The sequence below is a fragment of the Polaromonas sp. SP1 genome (genome assembly GCF_003711205.1).
GTDB lineage: Bacteria > Pseudomonadota > Gammaproteobacteria > Burkholderiales > Burkholderiaceae_C > Polaromonas.
Genome location: NZ_CP031013.1, coordinates 2,617,634 through 2,634,928, shown reverse-complemented (window position 1 = coordinate 2,634,928; position 17,295 = coordinate 2,617,634). Strand labels below are relative to the sequence as shown.

16 protein-coding genes are annotated in these 17,295 nt (G+C 63.8%); 10 read left to right on the top strand and 6 right to left on the bottom strand.

The annotated features are described in order from the left end of the window. Nucleotides 1-39 precede the first annotated feature (39 nt). The 6 genes from DT070_RS12405 to DT070_RS12380 all read right to left on the bottom strand — a co-directional run bounded on the left by DT070_RS12405 (nucleotide 40) and on the right by DT070_RS12380 (nucleotide 6,966). Nucleotides 40-546: a BON domain-containing protein gene (locus DT070_RS12405; protein ID WP_122955681.1), complete on the bottom strand. Its 507-nt coding sequence runs from the start codon at nucleotides 544-546 to the stop codon at nucleotides 40-42. Nucleotides 547-601: 55 nt separating this feature from the next. After that, nucleotides 602-3,217 carry a bifunctional aconitate hydratase 2/2-methylisocitrate dehydratase gene (locus DT070_RS12400; protein ID WP_122955680.1) on the bottom strand — a complete coding sequence of 872 codons (2,616 nt, stop codon included), beginning with the start codon at nucleotides 3,215-3,217 and terminating at the stop codon, nucleotides 602-604. A 49-nt stretch (nucleotides 3,218-3,266) separates the two neighbouring features. Beyond that, entirely contained in the window at nucleotides 3,267-3,944 is a 678-nt protein-coding gene (locus tag DT070_RS12395) for a hypothetical protein (RefSeq protein WP_122955679.1), read from the bottom strand. A 39-nt stretch (nucleotides 3,945-3,983) separates the two neighbouring features. Beyond that, nucleotides 3,984-4,985, bottom strand: a complete 1,002-nt coding sequence (locus DT070_RS12390; RefSeq protein ID WP_122955678.1) for a CoA ester lyase — start codon at nucleotides 4,983-4,985, stop codon at nucleotides 3,984-3,986. Continuing rightward, nucleotides 4,982-5,767 carry a trans-aconitate 2-methyltransferase gene (gene tam, locus DT070_RS12385; RefSeq protein WP_122955677.1) on the bottom strand — a complete coding sequence of 262 codons (786 nt, stop codon included), beginning with the start codon at nucleotides 5,765-5,767 and terminating at the stop codon, nucleotides 4,982-4,984. Before tam ends, DT070_RS12390 begins: the two co-directional genes overlap by 4 nt. 212 nt (nucleotides 5,768-5,979) lie before the next feature. Then, nucleotides 5,980-6,966: a malate dehydrogenase gene (locus tag DT070_RS12380; protein ID WP_122955676.1), complete on the bottom strand. Its 987-nt coding sequence runs from the start codon at nucleotides 6,964-6,966 to the stop codon at nucleotides 5,980-5,982. Nucleotides 6,967-7,248: 282 nt separating this feature from the next. On the opposite strand from DT070_RS12380, the gene DT070_RS12375 reads away from it, so the two are divergent. The 10 genes from DT070_RS12375 (at nucleotide 7,249) to DT070_RS12330 (ending at nucleotide 17,242) form a co-directional block, all read left to right on the top strand. Continuing rightward, entirely contained in the window at nucleotides 7,249-8,046 is a 798-nt protein-coding gene (locus DT070_RS12375) for a GntR family transcriptional regulator (RefSeq protein WP_122955675.1), read from the top strand. Between the two features lie 120 nt (nucleotides 8,047-8,166). Beyond that, complete coding sequence (sdhC, locus tag DT070_RS12370; protein ID WP_122955674.1) at nucleotides 8,167-8,613, top strand: succinate dehydrogenase, cytochrome b556 subunit; 447 nt, start codon at nucleotides 8,167-8,169, stop codon at nucleotides 8,611-8,613. 21 nt (nucleotides 8,614-8,634) lie between these two features. Then, on the top strand, nucleotides 8,635-9,000 hold the full coding sequence (sdhD, locus tag DT070_RS12365; protein ID WP_122955673.1) for a succinate dehydrogenase, hydrophobic membrane anchor protein: 366 nt from the start codon (nucleotides 8,635-8,637) through the stop codon (nucleotides 8,998-9,000). Between the two features lie 61 nt (nucleotides 9,001-9,061). Beyond that, the gene (sdhA, locus tag DT070_RS12360; protein ID WP_122955672.1) at nucleotides 9,062-10,855 is read left to right on the top strand and encodes a succinate dehydrogenase flavoprotein subunit; all 1,794 of its coding nucleotides are present in this window, start codon (nucleotides 9,062-9,064) and stop codon (nucleotides 10,853-10,855) included. A gap of 52 nt (nucleotides 10,856-10,907) precedes the next feature. Then, complete coding sequence (locus DT070_RS12355; RefSeq protein WP_122955671.1) at nucleotides 10,908-11,612, top strand: succinate dehydrogenase iron-sulfur subunit; 705 nt, start codon at nucleotides 10,908-10,910, stop codon at nucleotides 11,610-11,612. A 22-nt stretch (nucleotides 11,613-11,634) separates the two neighbouring features. Beyond that, entirely contained in the window at nucleotides 11,635-11,943 is a 309-nt protein-coding gene (locus DT070_RS12350; RefSeq protein WP_122955670.1) for a succinate dehydrogenase assembly factor 2, read from the top strand. 54 nt (nucleotides 11,944-11,997) lie between these two features. Beyond that, nucleotides 11,998-13,308, top strand: coding sequence for a citrate synthase (gltA, locus tag DT070_RS12345; RefSeq protein WP_122955669.1), 1,311 nt, complete (start codon nucleotides 11,998-12,000; stop codon nucleotides 13,306-13,308). 69 nt (nucleotides 13,309-13,377) lie between these two features. Then, nucleotides 13,378-14,622, top strand: a complete 1,245-nt coding sequence (locus tag DT070_RS12340) for a class I SAM-dependent methyltransferase (protein ID WP_122955668.1) — start codon at nucleotides 13,378-13,380, stop codon at nucleotides 14,620-14,622. Between the two features lie 35 nt (nucleotides 14,623-14,657). Further along, on the top strand, nucleotides 14,658-16,049 hold the full coding sequence (locus DT070_RS12335) for a tetratricopeptide repeat protein (RefSeq protein ID WP_122955667.1): 1,392 nt from the start codon (nucleotides 14,658-14,660) through the stop codon (nucleotides 16,047-16,049). A gap of 212 nt (nucleotides 16,050-16,261) precedes the next feature. Then, nucleotides 16,262-17,242 carry a LysR family transcriptional regulator gene (locus tag DT070_RS12330; RefSeq protein ID WP_122957377.1) on the top strand — a complete coding sequence of 327 codons (981 nt, stop codon included), beginning with the start codon at nucleotides 16,262-16,264 and terminating at the stop codon, nucleotides 17,240-17,242. The last annotated feature ends 53 nt before the right edge of the window (nucleotides 17,243-17,295 follow it).

Here is a 17,295-nt window from a genome sequence, read left to right as displayed (position 1 = left end):
TAAAGCAATTGGCGATGAGTGAAGTTTGAGTGAATCGAGTTATTTCTTTTCAGCCTGCGCCGGCACATAACGCACGGGCTCGTCACCCACCCGCAAATAGTTCACCACGCCCATCACGTCATCGACCAGCCAGACGGCTTTTTCCAGCGCCTCCGACTGCTCGCGTGTCTTGACACAACCCTTGAGAAACACCAGCCGCCGCTCGCCCTGCACCCAGACGCTGGTGTCGTCAAAGCGGCCGTCCAGCTTGATGTACTGCGACACGCGTGGAATGATCTCCTGGTCATACCAATAGGAGTTGGCCAGGCGGCAACGCCCCACGCGGTAGCAGCTGCCGCCGTGCTGCGCGCGGACATGGGCCACATCGCGCACCTCTTGCTCGGTGTAGAGCGGCCCCTCGGGCACAGGGCACGGGTTGATGGCCGACGTGACCTGCAGGAAGGGGTCGTTGAAGGCGTTGGTGCGGGCCTCCTGGGCGCTGGCACCAGTAGCTGCTGCCGAAAACAGGCCAAAAAAAAGGAAGGAAAAAAGTGACGGTTGCTTCATCACTTCATCCTTCCATTTCAGCTTGCGGCTGTCAAGCCGCAGGCAGGCTGTCCACTTAAGCGGTCACGCCGTCCTTCACGGTGTCGGCCATGTCGGTGTAGTCCTTGACCTGGTCGAAGTTGAGGTACTGGTAGACCTGCGCGCTGGCAGCGGTCAGCACGCCCATGTCGGCCATGTATTCGGCCTTGGTGGGGATGCGGCCCAGCTTGGAGCAGATCGCGGCCAGCTCGGCGGAGCCGAGGTAGACGTTGGAGTTCTTGCCCAGGCGGTTGGGGAAGTTGCGGGTGGAGGTCGAGAACACCGTGGCGCCCTCTTTCACCTGCGCCTGGTTGCCCATGCACAGGCTGCAACCCGGCATTTCCATGCGGGCGCCGGCCGAGCCGAGCACGCCGTAGTGGCCTTCTTCGGTCAGTTGCTTGGCGTCCATCTTGGTGGGCGGCGCCATCCACAGCTTGACGGGGATGTCGCGCTTGTTTTCAAGCAGCTTGGAGGCCGCGCGGAAGTGGCCGATGTTGGTCATGCAGCTGCCGATGAACACTTCGTCGATCTTGCTGCCGGCGACTTCGGCCAGCGTCTTCACGTCGTCCGGGTCGTTCGGGCAGGCGACGATAGGCTCGTGGATGTCGGCCAGGTCGATCTCGATGACGGCAGCGTATTCGGCATCGGCGTCGGCCTTGAGCAATTGCGGGTCGGCCAGCCAGGCTTCCATCGCCTGGATGCGGCGCTTGATGGTGCGCACGTCCGAGTAACCCGTGGCGATCATCCACTTCAGCATCGTGATGTTGCTGTTGATGTACTCGATGATGGGTTCCTTGTTCAGGTGCACCGTGCAGCCGCCGGCAGAGCGCTCTGCGGACGCGTCGGAGAGCTCGAACGCCTGCTCGACCTTCAGGTCAGGCAAGCCTTCGATCTCCAGGATGCGGCCCGAGAAGATGTTCTTCTTGCCCTGCTTGGCGACCGTCAGCAGGCCGGCCTTGATGGCGTACAGCGGGATCGCGTTGACCAGGTCACGCAGCGTGATGCCGGGCTGCATTTCGCCCTTGAAGCGCACCAGCACGGACTCCGGCATGTCCAGCGGCATGACGCCGGTGGCGGCGCCGAAAGCCACCAGGCCGGAGCCTGCGGGGAAGCTGATGCCGATGGGGAAACGGGTGTGGCTGTCGCCGCCTGTGCCGACGGTGTCAGGCAGCAGCATGCGGTTAAGCCAGCTGTGGATGATGCCGTCGCCCGGGCGCAGCGAGATGCCGCCGCGCGTGCTGATGAAGTCCGGCAGCTCGTGGTGCATCTTCACGTCGACGGGCTTGGGGTAAGCCGCGGTGTGGCAGAAGGACTGCATGACCAGGTCGGAGCTGAAGCCCAGGCAGGCCAGGTCTTTCAGCTCGTCGCGCGTCATCGGGCCGGTGGTGTCTTGCGAGCCGACCGAGGTCATCTTGGGTTCGCAATACGTGCCGGGGCGCACGCCCTGGCCTTCCGGCAGGCCGACGGCGCGGCCGACCATTTTTTGCGCCAGCGTGAAGCCGCGGCCGTTGTCTTCAGGGCTGACGGGCAGGCGGAACTGGGTGGACAGCGGCAGGCCCAGCGCAAAGCGTGCCTTGGCCGTGAGGCCGCGGCCGACGATCAGCGGAATGCGGCCGCCGGCGCGCACTTCGTCAAACAGCACGTCGCTCTTGAGCTTGAACTCGGCGATCACCTTGCCGTCTTTGAGGGCCTTGCCGTCGTAGGGGCGCAGCTCGATCACGTCGCCCATGGCCATCTGGCTCACGTCGAGCTCGATCGGCAGCGCGCCGGAGTCTTCCATGGTGTTGTAGAAGATCGGGGCGATCTTGCCGCCCAGGCAGACGCCGCCGAAGCGCTTGTTCGGCACGTAAGGAATGTCTTCACCCGTCCACCACAGCACGGAGTTGGTGGCCGACTTGCGTGAGGAACCGGTGCCGACCACGTCGCCCACATAAGCCACGAGGTTGCCCTTGGACTTGAGGTCTTCAATGAACTTGACCGGGCCGCGCTTGCCGTCTTCTTCCGGCGTGACGCCGGGGCGTGCGTTCTTGTGCATCGCAATGGCGTGCAGCGGGATGTCGGGGCGGCTCCAGGCGTCAGGCGCGGGCGAGAGGTCGTCGGTGTTGATTTCGCCGGCGACCTTGAAGATGGTGAGCTGGATGGACTGGGGCACTTCAGGGCGGCTGGTGAACCATTCGGCATCGGCCCAGCTTTGCAGCACGGCCTTGGCGTATTTGTTGCCCTTGCCGGCCTTTTCCTGCACGTCATGGAACTGGTCGAACATCAGCAGCGTGTGCTTCAGGCCGTTGGCCGCCTGCGTGGCCACGCTGTCTTCAGCGTCGTCGAGCAGCTCGACCATGGGGCTGATGTTGTAGCCGCCCAGCATGGTGCCCAGCAACTGCGTGGCTTTTTCGCGCGAGATCAGCGAGCACTTTTCGGTGCCGTGGGCCACGGCCGCCAGGTAGCTGGCCTTGACCTTGGCGGCGTCGTCCACACCGGCGGGAACGCGGTGGGTGATCAGCTCGACCAGGAAGGCTTCTTCGCCCTTGGGCGGGTTCTTCAGCAGCTCGATGACCTCACCCGTCTGCTTGGCCGACAGCGGCAGCGGCGGGATGCCGATGACAGCGCGCTCGGCGACGTGGTTGCGGTAGGTTTGCAAGAACTCGGATGACATGCTGGTTACTCCTGTATTCAAAAATCGTGGGGCTAAAAATATGCGGGTATTACTTTGCTGCTGAAGCAGGTTGCGCGCCAGCCGGTGCGGCGTCAGGCGCTGCGGCCACCGGGGCGGACGCGGCAGCCACGGGCTTGGGCGCGTCCAGCACGCTGACAGGCGGGGCCAGCTTGATGGCTTCGGCCACTTTCATCTGGTCGGCGCTCATGCATTCGTCGGCCAGGCGGATGCCCAGCTTCTGGTTCATCAGCATGGATTTGTTGGCCAGTTGCAGCCAGACGGCGCCGGCCTTTTGGTCTTCCAGGCGAATCGCGCCGGTGGTGGTGGCCACGGGGAACATGCGGTACTTGAAGTTCTTGCCCTGCACGTCGAAGTAACCGGGGTTCTTGGTGTCGGCGGTCAGGTTGACGGAAGCGCCGAGCTCACACGGCAGGTTGCCCAGGTGCACGCGCTCGGCAATGGCCAGCTCGGCGGGCGACAGCGCGGCCTCGGCGGCTTCAATACCGGCGGCGACGTTCTTGGCGGCGCTCTTGAGGTTGGTGCGGCTGGACGGGTTGATGGTGGGCTGCTTTTTGACGGCAGGTTTGGCGGCAGCGGGTTTTGCGGCAGCCGCCGCGGGCTTTGCGGCGGGCTTGGCTGGCGCGGTTTGCGCCGTGGCCAGGCTGGTGGCGGCCAGCAATGTGACGGCGCCCAGGGCGGCAGCAAGAGAAGTGAAGGAGTTTTTCATGGGGCTTTCGTGCAGTGGTGCGGTAAAAAGTTTTGGCGCTCAGTGGAGCGCGGTCTGGAAATAAGTTTGCGCCTCGGGCGGCAGCGGGCGGCCGGTGCGGTGTGCACGCTCCAGCACCTGCCAGAAGTAACGGTAGCTCGCGCGGTCGTGGAGTTTCCCATCAAAACTGATGGGAGCCCAATCTGCACCTTGGGCTGCCGCTATGATTTTTGTAGCATCCTCGATCTCTTCACCGCTGGGGGCAAAGGCCTCCAGGATGGGCCGGATCTGGTTGGGGTGGATGCTCCACATGCGGGTGTAGCCCAGTTCGCGGGCGGCATGGCGGGCGGCAGTGGTCATGGCCGCAGTGTCATTGAATTCTGTGACAACACAGTGCGCAGGCACCTTGCCGTACGCGTGGCAGGCCGAGGCGATTTCAAGCTTGGCGCGCACCACCAGCGGGTGGGTGAACTGGCCGCGGCTGCTCATGCCGTCGGCCGGAATGGCGCCGGCATGGGCCGAGACAAAATCCATCAGGCCAAAGCTGAGCGACTGCACGCGCGGGTGCGCGGCGATCTCAAAGGCGTTGCGCACCGCCAGCGGAGACTCGATCAGCACATGCAGCGGCAAATCGCCGGCCGAAGCGGCAAGCAGCGCCTTCTCGGCACGCACGACGTCGGCCACCGACTCGACCTTGGGAATCATGATGTGCGACAGGTGGCGCGCCAGCTTGCCGGCGATCACCGCCATGTCGGCATCGAACGCGGGGTGATCAACGGCGTGCACGCGCACCGCGACGCGGGCCTTGTCGCTGGCCAAAGCCGCCAGCGCCACCACCATGGCGGCATGCTCGGCCTCGCCGCCCACGGGTGCACCGTCTTCGCAGTCCAGCGTGACGTCAAACACGCAGGCGCCGAATTCTTCGATCATCTCGGCCTGCAGCTGCAGGCTTTTGCGCATGCGCGCTTCGACGCCGCTGTAGTGGTCGCAGACGGGCAGCAGCATGGCGCCGGCCTGGGCGCCGAGCAGCACTTGCGCGGGATGAACGGCGGTGGTACTCATGGCTTGCGCTGCGCCACGATGAACATGCGCGGGAAGGCCAGCAGCAATTTGCCGTCGGTGCGCACCGGGTAGGCCTTGGCGACACGCCGCTCGTACTCGGCGAGGTAACTCGCCTGCAATTCGGGCGGAAGCCGGTCGACAAAAGGCTTGAGGCCTGTGGCCCGCACCCACTCGACAATCGCCGCGGCCGAATCCATCGGGTGCTGGTAAGCGGTGCGCCAGACGTCGACATGCGCGGCCTTGTCGGCCAGCAGGTCGTAGTAACGGTCTATGGAAAAAAGCTCGGTGCGCAGTTTGGAGTAATCGCCGATGGCGTCTTTCCAGGGCGCCTCGGAAGCCAGCTCGCGCATCAGGCGGTGCGTGGGCTCGTCGCGGTTGTCCGGCATCTGCACGGCCAGCACGCCGCCGGGCGCCAGCGCGGCGAAGAGCCGCGGGATCAGGACCGCGTGGTCGGGCACCCATTGCAGGGCAGCATTGGCATAAATCAGCTCGGGGGCGGCATCGCCCGTGCCGGGTTGCCAGCTGGCGATATCGCTGAGCTCGAACGCCGCCGCCGGCAGGCGCTTGCGCGCACTGGCCAGCATGGCTTCGGAGTTGTCGGTGCCGGTGACTGCCGCATCGGGGAAGCGGCGGGCCAGCAATTCAGTGGAATTGCCGGGGCCGCAACCGAGGTCAAACACCCTGGCCGCCTTCACCAGCGGAACCCGCGCCAGCAGCTCCTGGGCCGGGCGCGTGCGCTCGTCCTCATAGCGGCTGTAGAGGGCGGGGTTCCAGTCGCTCATGAGGGGCGGTGGTGTGCGGGCAAGGTGTTTTGGGGCCTCTAGTACTGCAAGCTGGAAGTAGCGAAACAAAATGAAAGTGATGGATTCGCGCCCAGGGCAAGGCGCGAGCCGCAGCGAAGGCCGAACGCCTTCGCAAGGATTGCAACGCCGCCATGGGTGCGAAGACGCGCTTTCATGTTTCGATACTTTCGGGTTGCAGTACTAGTACAGGATTACAGCAGGTGCTTGACGCCGTCCTGCTCACCCTTGAGCTCGTCCAGGGTCTTGTTGATGCGTTCCTGGCTGAAAGCGTCGATCTCCAGGCCTTCGACCAGTTTGTATTCGCCGTTTTCGCAGGTCACGGGGAAGCCGAACATGACGTCCTTCGGGATGCCATACTGGCCGTCGGACGGGATGCCCATGGTGACCCACTTGCCGTTGGTGCCCAGGGCCCAGTCGCGCATGTGGTCGATGGCGGCGTTGGCGGCCGAGGCAGCCGAGGACAGGCCGCGGGCTTCAATGATGGCGGCGCCGCGCTTGCCGACGGTGGGCAGGAACACGTTGGCGTTCCATTCCTGGTCGTTGATCATCTTGGCGACGCTTTCGCCCTTGATGGTGGCAAAGCGGTAGTCGGCGTACATCGTGGGCGAGTGGTTGCCCCAGACGGTGAGTTTTTCGATGTCGGCCACGGCCTTGCCGGTCTTGGCGGCGATCTGGCTGGCAGCGCGGTTGTGGTCCAGGCGCAGCATGGCGGTGAAGTTCTTGCGCGGCAGGTCAGGCGCGCTCTTCATGGCGATGTAGGCATTGGTGTTGGCGGGGTTGCCGACCACCAGCACCTTGACGTTGCGGCTGGCGACGGCGTTGAGCGCCTTGCCCTGCGCCGTGAAGATGGCGCCGTTGACGGCCAGCAGTTCGGCACGCTCCATGCCGGGGCCGCGTGGGCGCGAACCGACCAGCAACGCGTAGTCGGCGTCCTTGAAGGCGGTCATCGGGTCGCTGTGGGCTTCCATGCCGACGAGCAGCGGGAAGGCGCAGTCGTCGAGTTCCATCATCACGCCCTTGAGCGCTTTTTGCGGGCCCTCAACAGGCACTTCGAGCAGTTGCAAAATGACAGGCTGGTCCTTGCCGAGCATCTCGCCGGAGGCGATGCGAAACAGCAGTGCGTAACCGATTTGGCCTGCTGCACCGGTAACTGCAACGCGGACGGGTTTTTTGCTCATGATGGAGGGCTCCAGGAAGTTGAAAATCGGGTGAATGAGGGGTGTGATGTGAGATGTCCGGCGTGAGCCTGGGATATTCAGGGTGGCCAGGACGGGTTTTCGCCCCTCAAAATCACCGCAAAACAGCAGGCCATGCACTGGCTCAGCCCAAGATTTTACGCTTGAAAAGCGACTGGCGTCAATTTGTCTTATGTCTTATATAAGATATGATTCAGACTTTATTCGGACTGGTTTTCCGGAAGGCCGCATGCGTGCCGCGGCGCCGTTTTAACCTGCTGCCCCATGGCCATCACCCCTTCATCACTGACCGACACAGCCGCGCCCACCCACGATGCATTGGCGGGTTCAGGCGTTGCGCCGGCGTTCAGCCCGCTGTACCAGCAGATCAAGGTGCTGATCCTGCAAAGCCTGCAGGCCGGCGAATGGAAACCGGGTGAGGCCATTCCCAGCGAGATGGACCTGGCCGCGCGCTTTCGCGTCAGCCAGGGCACGGTGCGCAAGGCGATCGACGAGCTGGCCGCCGAGAACCTGGTGATGCGCCGCCAGGGCAAAGGCACGTTTGTGGCCACGCATGCCGAGCAGCATGTGCAATACCGTTTTCTGCGGTTGATACCCGACAGCGGCGACACCACCAGCGAAGGCCCGGCCGAGCGGCAGATCATCGACTGCAAGCGCCTGCGCGCGCCGGCCGACATCGCCCGCGCGCTGTCGCTGCGCACCGGGGATGCAGTGCTGCAGCTTCGCCGCGTGCTGGCCTTTCAGGGCACGCCCACCATTCTGGAAGACGTGTGGCTGCCCGGCGGCCCGTTCAAGGGCCTGACGGCCGAGCGCCTGGCCGACTACCGCGGCCCCATGTATGCGCTGTTTGAAACCGAATTTGCCGTGCACATGGTGCGCGCCGAAGAAAAAATCCGTGCCATTGCGGCCGATACTGCGTCGGCCGGCCTGCTCGATGTGCCGGTGGGTGAGCCCTTGCTGAGCGTGGAGCGCACTGCCTATACCTATAACGACCTGCCCATGGAATTGCGCCGCGGGCTGTACCGCACCGATACCCACCACTACAAAAACGACCTTAGTTGACGGGATTCATCGGAAGCTGCAAGCGGTTGTAAGCTTATTTGCTGCATTGCAATAGAATTTGAGTCTCAGCTGTAATTGCATCCCTGGTTACCACCGAGTTACATCCCACGAAAGCTAAAAATGACAGAGCTGGCATCCAAACAGCGTCCCCAGCGGCCCGAGTACCGCAACATCAACGCGCTCACCGACCTCCCCACCTACCGTTTGCCACCTGCTGGCTGGGTTTCCATCCTTCACCGGATCAGCGGCTTCATCATGTTTTTGCTGATGCCCTTCATCATCTGGATGTTCGACACCTCGATCTCCTCGGAAATCTCCTTCGAAAAATTCAAGGCCGCCTTCAATGTCGGCATGCTCGGCCTCCCGGGTTTCCTCTGGAAGCTGGCGGCGCTGGCCCTGATCTGGGCTTACCTGCACCACTTCATCGCCGGCCTGCGCCACCTGTGGATGGACGTCAGCCATGCCGCCGTCAGCAAGGAATTCGGCAAATCTTCCGCCCTCGTCACGCTGGCCCTGAGCATCGTCCTCACGCTCGTCCTCGGCGCCAAGCTGTTCGGCCTCTACTGATCACAATGGAAGCACAAAAAAATGGCAGTTAACTACGGCTCCAAGCGCATCGTTGTCGGTGCCCACTACGGTTTGCGCGACTGGCTCGCGCAGCGCATCACCGCCGCCCTGATGGCGCTCTTCACCGTGCTGTTGCTGGCCCAGGTCATCTTCAGCAAGGGCCCCATCGGTTACGACAAATGGGCTGGCATCTTCTCGTCCCAGTGGATGAAGACGCTGACGTTTGTGGTCATCGTCGCCCTGCTCTACCACGTGTGGGTCGGCATGCGCGACATCTGGATGGACTACATCAAGCCCGCCTCCATCAAGCTCGTTCTGAATGTTTTCACCATTGTCTGGCTGGTGGCCTGCGCCGGATGGGGCATCCAGGTCCTGTGGCGGCTTTGAGCCTTTAAGCCACCGCCACACCTGAAGACCCGACAAGAAGACCGACACCCCACACAAAATCATGACAGCAACATCCAAACTCCCCAAGCGCAAATTTGACGTCGTCATCGTCGGTGCCGGCGGCTCCGGCATGCGCGCATCGCTGCAGCTGGCGCGCGCCGGCCTCAACGTGGCCGTACTCTCCAAAGTGTTCCCCACCCGCTCGCACACCGTCGCGGCCCAGGGCGGCATCGGCGCCTCGCTCGGCAACATGAGCGAAGACAACTGGCACTACCACTTCTACGACACCGTCAAGGGCTCCGACTGGCTCGGCGACCAGGACGCGATCGAATACATGTGCCGCGAAGCGCCCAAGGTCGTGTACGACCTCGAGCACATGGGCATGCCGTTTGACCGCAACCCCGACGGCACGATTTACCAGCGCCCCTTCGGCGGCCATACCGCCAACTACGGCGAAAAACCCGTGCAGCGCGCCTGCGCCGCGGCCGACCGCACCGGCCACGCCATGCTGCACACGCTGTACCAGCAAAACGTCAAGGAAAAAACCAGCTTCTTCGTCGAGTGGATGGCGCTGGATTTGATCCGCGACGCCGCCGGTGATGTCGTGGGCGTGACCGCCCTCGAAATGGAAACCGGCGACGTGCACATTTTTGAAGCCAAGACGACGCTGCTGGCCACCGGCGGTGCGGGCCGCATTTTTGCCGCATCGACCAACGCCTTCATCAACACCGGCGACGGCCTGGGCATGGCGGCGCGCGCCGGCATCCCGCTTGAAGACATGGAGTTCTGGCAGTTCCACCCGACCGGCGTGGCCGGCGCCGGCGTGCTGCTGACCGAAGGCTGCCGCGGCGAAGGCGCCATCTTGCGCAACAGCAACGGCGAGCGTTTCATGGAGCGCTATGCGCCCACGCTGAAAGACCTCGCACCGCGCGACTTCGTCTCGCGCTCCATGGACCAGGAAATCAAGGAAGGCCGCGGCTGCGGCCCCAACAAGGACTACATCCTGCTGGACATGACCCACCTGGGCGTGGACGCCATCATGAAGCGCCTGCCCTCGGTGTTCGAGATCGGCCACAACTTTGCCAACGTCGACATCACCAAGGAACCGATTCCCGTGGTGCCCACCATCCACTACCAGATGGGCGGCATCCCGACCAACATCCACGGCCAGGTGGTCACGCAAGACGCCAACAACCACAGCCAGGTCGTCAACGGCCTGTACGCGGTGGGCGAGTGCTCCTGCGTGAGCGTGCACGGCGCCAACCGCCTGGGCACCAACTCGCTGCTCGACCTGCTGGTATTCGGCAAGGCTGCCGGCAACCACATCGTCGAATTCGCCAAGACCACCACCCACAAGCCGCTGCCGCTTGACGCCGCCGACAAAACCCTGGCCCGTATCGCGCGCCTGGACAACGCGACCGACGGCGAATACGCGCAAGACGTGGCCAACGACCTGCGCGCCGCCATGCAGCAGCACGCCGGCGTGTTCCGCACGCAGGCCATCATGGACGAAGGCGTCGCCAAGATCGCCGCCCTGCGTGATCGCGTCAACAGCATCGGCCTCAAAGACAAGTCGAAGATCTTCAACACCGCGCGCATCGAAGCGCTCGAAGTCGAAAACCTGATCGAAGCCGCGCAGGCCACCATCGTGTCGGCCGCCGCCCGCAAGGAAAGCCGCGGCGCGCACTCGGTCGACGACTACGGCGACACGCCCGAACACCCGAACGGCCGCAACGACACCGACTGGCACAAGCACACGCTGTGGTACAGCGAAGGCAGCCGCCTGGCTTACAAGCCCGTGCAGATGAAACCCCTGACCGTCGAGTCCGTGCCGCTGAAGACCCGCACGTTCTAAAAAAGACGAACACGACAGACGGCCCTGCGACCCCACAAGAAGCGAGAACCCCATGACCAAACGCACCTTCAAGATCTACCGCTACGACCCCGACACCGATGCCAAGCCTTACATGCAGACCATCGAGGTGGAGCTTGACGGCCACGAGCGCATGCTGCTGGACGCCCTGATGAAGCTCAAGGCGCAGGACCCGACCATCAGCTTTCGCCGCTCGTGCCGCGAAGGCGTCTGCGGCTCCGACGCGATGAACATCAACGGCAAGAACGGCCTGGCCTGCCTGACCAATATGCGCACGCTGCCCGAAGTCATCATCCTCAAGCCGCTGCCCGGCCTGCCCGTGGTGCGCGACCTGATCGTCGACATGACGCAGTTTTTCAAGCAGTACAACTCGATCAAGCCTTACCTGATCAACGACAACGTGCCGCCCGAAAAAGAGCGCCTGCAGAGCCCCGAGGAGCGCGATGAGCTCAACGGCCTCTACGAGTGCATTTTGTGCGCCAGCTGCTCCACGTCCTGCCCCAGCTTCTGGTGGAACCCGGACAAGTTCGTCGGCCCGGCCGGCCTGCTGCAGGCCTACCGCTTCATCGCCGACAGCCGCGACGAAGCCACGGCCGAGCGCCTGGACAACCTGGAAGACCCGTACCGCCTGTTCCGCTGCCACACCATCATGAATTGCGTCGACGTTTGCCCCAAGGGTCTGAACCCGACCAAGGCAATTGGCAAGATCAAGGAAATGATGGTCCTCAGGACGGTCTGACCGTTCCCTGACTCACGACGATATGGAAACCGCCGACGCCCTGCTCGACGAGCGTGCCCTGAGCAAGCTCAAGTGGCGTTGCCGGCGCGGCCTGCTCGAAAACGACCTTCTGATAGAGCGCTTCTTCCAGGGCCATGAAGCCACGCTCACCGTCAGGCAGGCTAAAGGGTTGAATGATTTAATGGAGTTGTCCGACAACGATTTGCTGGACCTGCTGTTAAAAAGAAAAGTCGCCGGCCAGCTACCCGATGAAGCGGCCAAGGCAAGTGCCTCTACTTCTGAGGCCCATGAGGTTTTAAAGTTGCTGCAGCCCGCAGCGCCGGCTCCCTGACTTGATTACGAGCCCGTCACCCATCGACACTGATACGAAAGAAAGAAGCAAGAAATGAAGCTAGCTGACAACAAAGCCACCCTGTCCTTCAGCAACGGCAGCCCCAGCATCGAATTGCCGGTGTACCAGGGCAATGTCGGCCCGGACGTCGTCGACATCCGCAAGCTCTACGGCCAGACCGGCATGTTCACGTATGACCCCGGTTTCCTGTCCACAGCCTCCTGCCAGTCGGCTATCACCTACATCGACGGCGACAAGGGCGAACTGCTGTACCGCGGCTACCCCATCGAGCAGCTGGCCACCAACTGCGACTACATGGAAACCTGCCACCTGTTGCTGTACGGAGAGCTGCCCAACGCCGCCCAGAAAACGGACTTCGTCAGCCGCGTGACCAACCACACCATGGTTAACGAGCAGATGCAGTTTTTCCTGCGCGGCTTCCGCCGTGATGCGCACCCGATGGCCATCATGACCGGCCTGGTCGGCGCCCTGTCGGCCTTCTACCACGACAGCACCGACATCACGAACCCTGAGCATCGCGACATCTCGGCCATCCGCCTGATCGCCAAAATGCCGACGCTGGTCGCCATGGCATACAAGTACACCGTGGGCCAGCCCTACATGTACCCCAAGAACAACCTGAGCTACGCCGGCAACTTCCTGCACATGATGTTCGCCACGCCGTGCGAAGAGTACAAGGTCAACCCCGTACTCGAGCGCGCCCTGGACCGCATCTTCATGCTGCACGCAGACCACGAGCAGAACGCCTCGACCTCTACCGTGCGCCTGTGCGGTTCGTCCGGCACCAACCCGTTTGCCGCGATTGCAGCCGGTGTGGCCTGCCTCTGGGGCCCGGCCCACGGCGGCGCCAACGAAGCAGCCCTCAACATGCTGGGCGACATCCAGAAGCAGGGCGGCGTTGAGAAAATCGGCGAGTTCATCAAGCAGGTCAAGGACAAGAGCTCCGGCGTCAAGCTGATGGGCTTTGGTCACCGCGTCTACAAAAACTACGACCCGCGCGCCAAGCTCATGCAGGAAACCTGCAAGGAAGTGCTGAAAGAAATGGGCCTGGAAAACGACCCGCTCTTCAAGCTGGCCATGGCCCTGGAAAAGATCGCCCTCGAAGACGACTATTTCGTCTCGCGCAAGCTCTACCCTAACGTGGACTTCTACTCCGGCATCGTGCAGCGCGCCATCGGCATCCCCGTGCCGCTGTTTACCGCTGTGTTCGCCCTGGCCCGCACCGTCGGCTGGATCGCCCAGCTCAATGAAATGATCGGCGACCCCGAGTACAAGATCGGCCGTCCGCGTCAGCTGTTCACCGGCTCGACGACCCGCCAGGTCACGCCGCTGGCCAAGCGCTAAGCGCCACCCCGCAGCTGGATTGAAAAGCGCCAGTATGGGCTTTCCCGTTGTTGCGTCTTTTCAACCCGCATGGGAGCGTTAAACCGCTTCCGGCTGGACCGCCTGGTGGCTGACCACCAGGTCACCCATTTGATCGAGACAGGCTATGGCGAGGGCGGCTCCTGCAGGGCCGCGCTGGCCGCGGGCTTTCAGCAGGCTTTGTCCTGCGAGATCTTTGCGCCCTTGCACGCACGCGCCGTGCAGGGCCCGCAGCTGCAGGTGATGCTGGCAGACAGCCTCGGTTTTTTGCAGGCAGACAGCACCGCAGCCGCCCTGCAGTCCCACCGCTGCCTGGTGTTCCTGGATGCCCATTACCCCGGCGCCGACCATGGCGGGCAAAGTTACCGCGACACCACGCGGCCGCCCCAGGAGCGCCTGCCGCTGATGGCCGAGATCGCCGCGATCCGCGGCCAGGCGGCCAACGCCCTTGTCGTCGTCGACGACGTGCGCATCTACCGGCGTGATTTCAAGGTGGCCCAAGGGGCCAACCCCGACTGGGCTGAAAACGCCTGGGACCAGGAGGCCGCCTTTGTGGCCTTGCTCGAAAGCTTTTCGGCCACCCACAGCCTGCACTGGTACGGCGACGACACCGGCTACGCGGTGCTTTGGCCGCTGGCATGGGGCGCTTACGACCTGCACCCGTGGGTGCTTCCCGGCGACCAGACCGGCGCTCAGGAGCTCCAGCTTGGCGTGCCCGGCACCACGTCCACCTCCCTCAACCGGCGCCTGCAGGACGCGCGTTTCGGCAATCGCTGGCTGGTGGGCCACGGCATCGATATTGGCGGCGGGCCCGACAGCATCGGTTTGTACAGGGGCCTCTTTCCGCGCATGTTGGGCGTCACGGTCTATGACTGGGCGCAGGGCGACGCCCAGTACCTGGCCAATGTGCGCGACGCCAGCTTCGACTTCGTCTACTCGGCCCACTGCCTGGAGCACGTGGTGGACCCGCGCATCGCCCTGCGGCACTGGCTGCGCGTGCTCAAGCCGGGCGGCTACATGGTGGTCACCGTTCCCGACGAAGACCTGTACGAGCAGGGCGTGTGGCCCTCAAGCTTCAACGACGACCACAAGCACAGCTTCACCATTTTCAAACGCCATAGCTGGTCGCCCGTCTCGATCAACATGCTGGAGCTGCTGCAATCCTTCGACACCGAAGTCGGCATCGAAAAAATCGAGCAGCTCAACCACACCTTTCTGCCCGGCTATGTTCGCTTTGATCAGACACGCACCGCCTTCTCCGAATGCGGCATCGAGTTCGTCCTGAAAAAGCTTTGATGCCGGCGCACAGGCACGGCGCTTGAAACCTGCGCATGGAAAAACTCCCCGCACTCCTTGCCGTTGCCCGTGAGCTGCTGTCGCAGGGTGAGCCCGCGCTGGCGCGCGCCGTGCTCGAGACCTGCGTGCAACGCGACCCCGGCAGCCTGCAGGCGTGGCTGGAGCTTTCCAACGTGCATTACATTCTGGGCGCCAGGCAGGCGTCGCTGGACGCCAGCTTCCAGGCTGCCGCGCTGGCGCCGCACGACATGGCCGTGCACTTCAACATCGCCACCGTCGCACAGCAGCTGGGCTTGCATGAGGTCGCACTGGCATCGCGCGAAAAGCTGCTGGCCGCCGACAGCGGCAACGCAGGCCACCACTTCAACCTGGCCGAGGTGCTGGACCGGCTGGGGCAGTTTGACCGCGCGCTGCCGCACTACCGCCAAGCCGCCGCCCTGAAGCCGGACGACCTGGATTTTCATATCCACCTGGGTTATGCCTTGCTGCGCCTGGGCCACTGGCACGAGGGCTGGCAGGAACTGAGCTGGTACTGGAGCCCGCAAGGCCTGGAAACGCACTCGCCCTGGGCCCTGGCCACCGCCCGGCCCCTGCTGAAAAAGGGCGACCCTGTGGAGGGCAAGTCCATCCTGGTGACGGGCTGGGGCGGCACGGGAGACCTCATCATGTTCGCCAGGCTGATGGAACAGCTGACGCGGCGCGGCGCCAAAGAAGTCGCCCTGCACGCCTTCCACCACGCGGCGTTTTTCAGCGGCAACCGCTGGGCTTACCCGGCGTTTTCCCATGAAGGCGCAACCGGTTTTTTTGACCTGCTTGCGCGGCATGACGCCTGGGTGCCGGCCGCCGCCCTGCCGGCGGTTCTCGGCCTCGAGCCGGCCGAGCTGGCCTCCAGCGGCGCCTACTTTTCGGCCGATGAAAAGCTCCGGGCCGGCTGGAAGGCGCGGCTGCCCGCCGGCGACGCGCGCAAAAAAGTTGGCCTGGCCTGGAGCGGCGATGCCAACAACCTCTATGAGCACAACCGCTCCATCGCCACCCCGGTCCTGCTGCCCCTGCTGCAGCAATTGCCGGACGTGGACTGGTACGTCGTGCAGAAGAACGAGCGCAACGCGGAACTGCAGGCCTTCGCGCTGCCGGCCGTGTTCGACTACAGCGCGTCGTTCACCGACCTGCAGGCCACCGCCGCCCTGATGGCCGAGCTGGACCTGGTCATCAGCGTCGACAGCCTGCCGGCGCACCTGGCGGCCAGCCTGGGCGTGCCGACCTGGCTGCTTTTGAGCGCCGCGGCCGACTGGCGCTGGGGCGTGGCGGGCGAGACCACGCCCTGGTACGCCGGCATGCGCCTGTACCGACAAAAGGCGCTGGGCGACTGGGCGGAAGTCCTGGCGCGCGTCGCGGCAGACCTGCAGCGCCTGCCCAAAAGGGTTTAAGCCGGGGTTTTGCTATTTTTTTGATAGCGCATACCCAAGGTGTAGATTGGGCTGGAGCCCTAAAACAGGGTTAAACCGGCGCCGGTGCAAAGCTGCACCCCAGCCCCCATTCCGGCAAGTCAGTCATCGCGTATTGCGATGGCAAATCTCAATTTATCGTAGCAAAATCGGTATTCACCGTCGTCAAAGGCGATGACCGGCCCACCATGTCCATCAAAAGCTCCGAACGCAATTTCGCCCGCCGCATTGACCTGACCTCGCTTCAGCTCTTTGTGGCCGTGTGCGAGCTGGGCAGCATCGGCAAGGCGGCCGAGCGCGAGTTCATCGCCGCCTCGGCCGTGAGCAAGCGCCTCAGCGACCTCGAAGCCACGCTGGACACGCCGCTGCTGTACCGCCACACCCGCGGCGTCGACCTGACGCCCGCCGGCGAGAGCCTGCTGCACCATGCACGCTCGGTGCTGTTCAGCCTCGAGAAAATGCAGAGCGAGCTCAGCGAATACGCCGACGGCGTGCGCGGCCATGTGCGCGTGCACGCCAGCATTTCGGCCATCGTGCAGTTTTTGCCCGAAGACCTGGGCGCCTTCACCCGCGAGCATTCCGGCATCAAGATCGACCTGGAAGAGCACCTGAGCACCGAGGTCGTGCGCGCAGTGCAGGAAGGCGCGGCCGACCTGGGCATCTGCAACACCGCCGACGGCGCGGGTGATTTGCAGGTGCTGCCCTACCGCAATGACAAATTGGTGCTGATTGTGCCCAGGGGCCACGCGCTGTGTGCACAGGGCGCTATCAAATTTGAAGCAGCCCTGGACTACGACCAGGTCGGCCTGCATTCCAACAGCTCCATCTACCTGGCCATGCGCGAAGCCGCCGCGCGGCTGGGCCGCACCATCAAGCTGCGTATCCACGTCACCGGCCTGGACGCCATGTGCCGCATGATCCACAACGGCCTGGGCGTAGGCGTAATGCCGCAGCGCGCCTTTGAGCTCATGCATGGCGTCGGCGAGCTCGAATCCGTTCCGCTGCTCGACGCCTGGGCCGAGCGCCAGATCCAGCTGGTGGCGCGCGACTTTTCCACCCTGCCGCTGACGGCCCGGCTGCTGGTCGAACACCTGACGCTGCCCACGGCGCAGGCAGCCATCGCCGCCGCCAAACCCGCCAAAAACGCAGCCGCCCCCGCCGGGGCAGCCGCCTAGAATCACCCACCGCGACACGCTGCCAACGACACAACGACAGCCACAACAAGAGA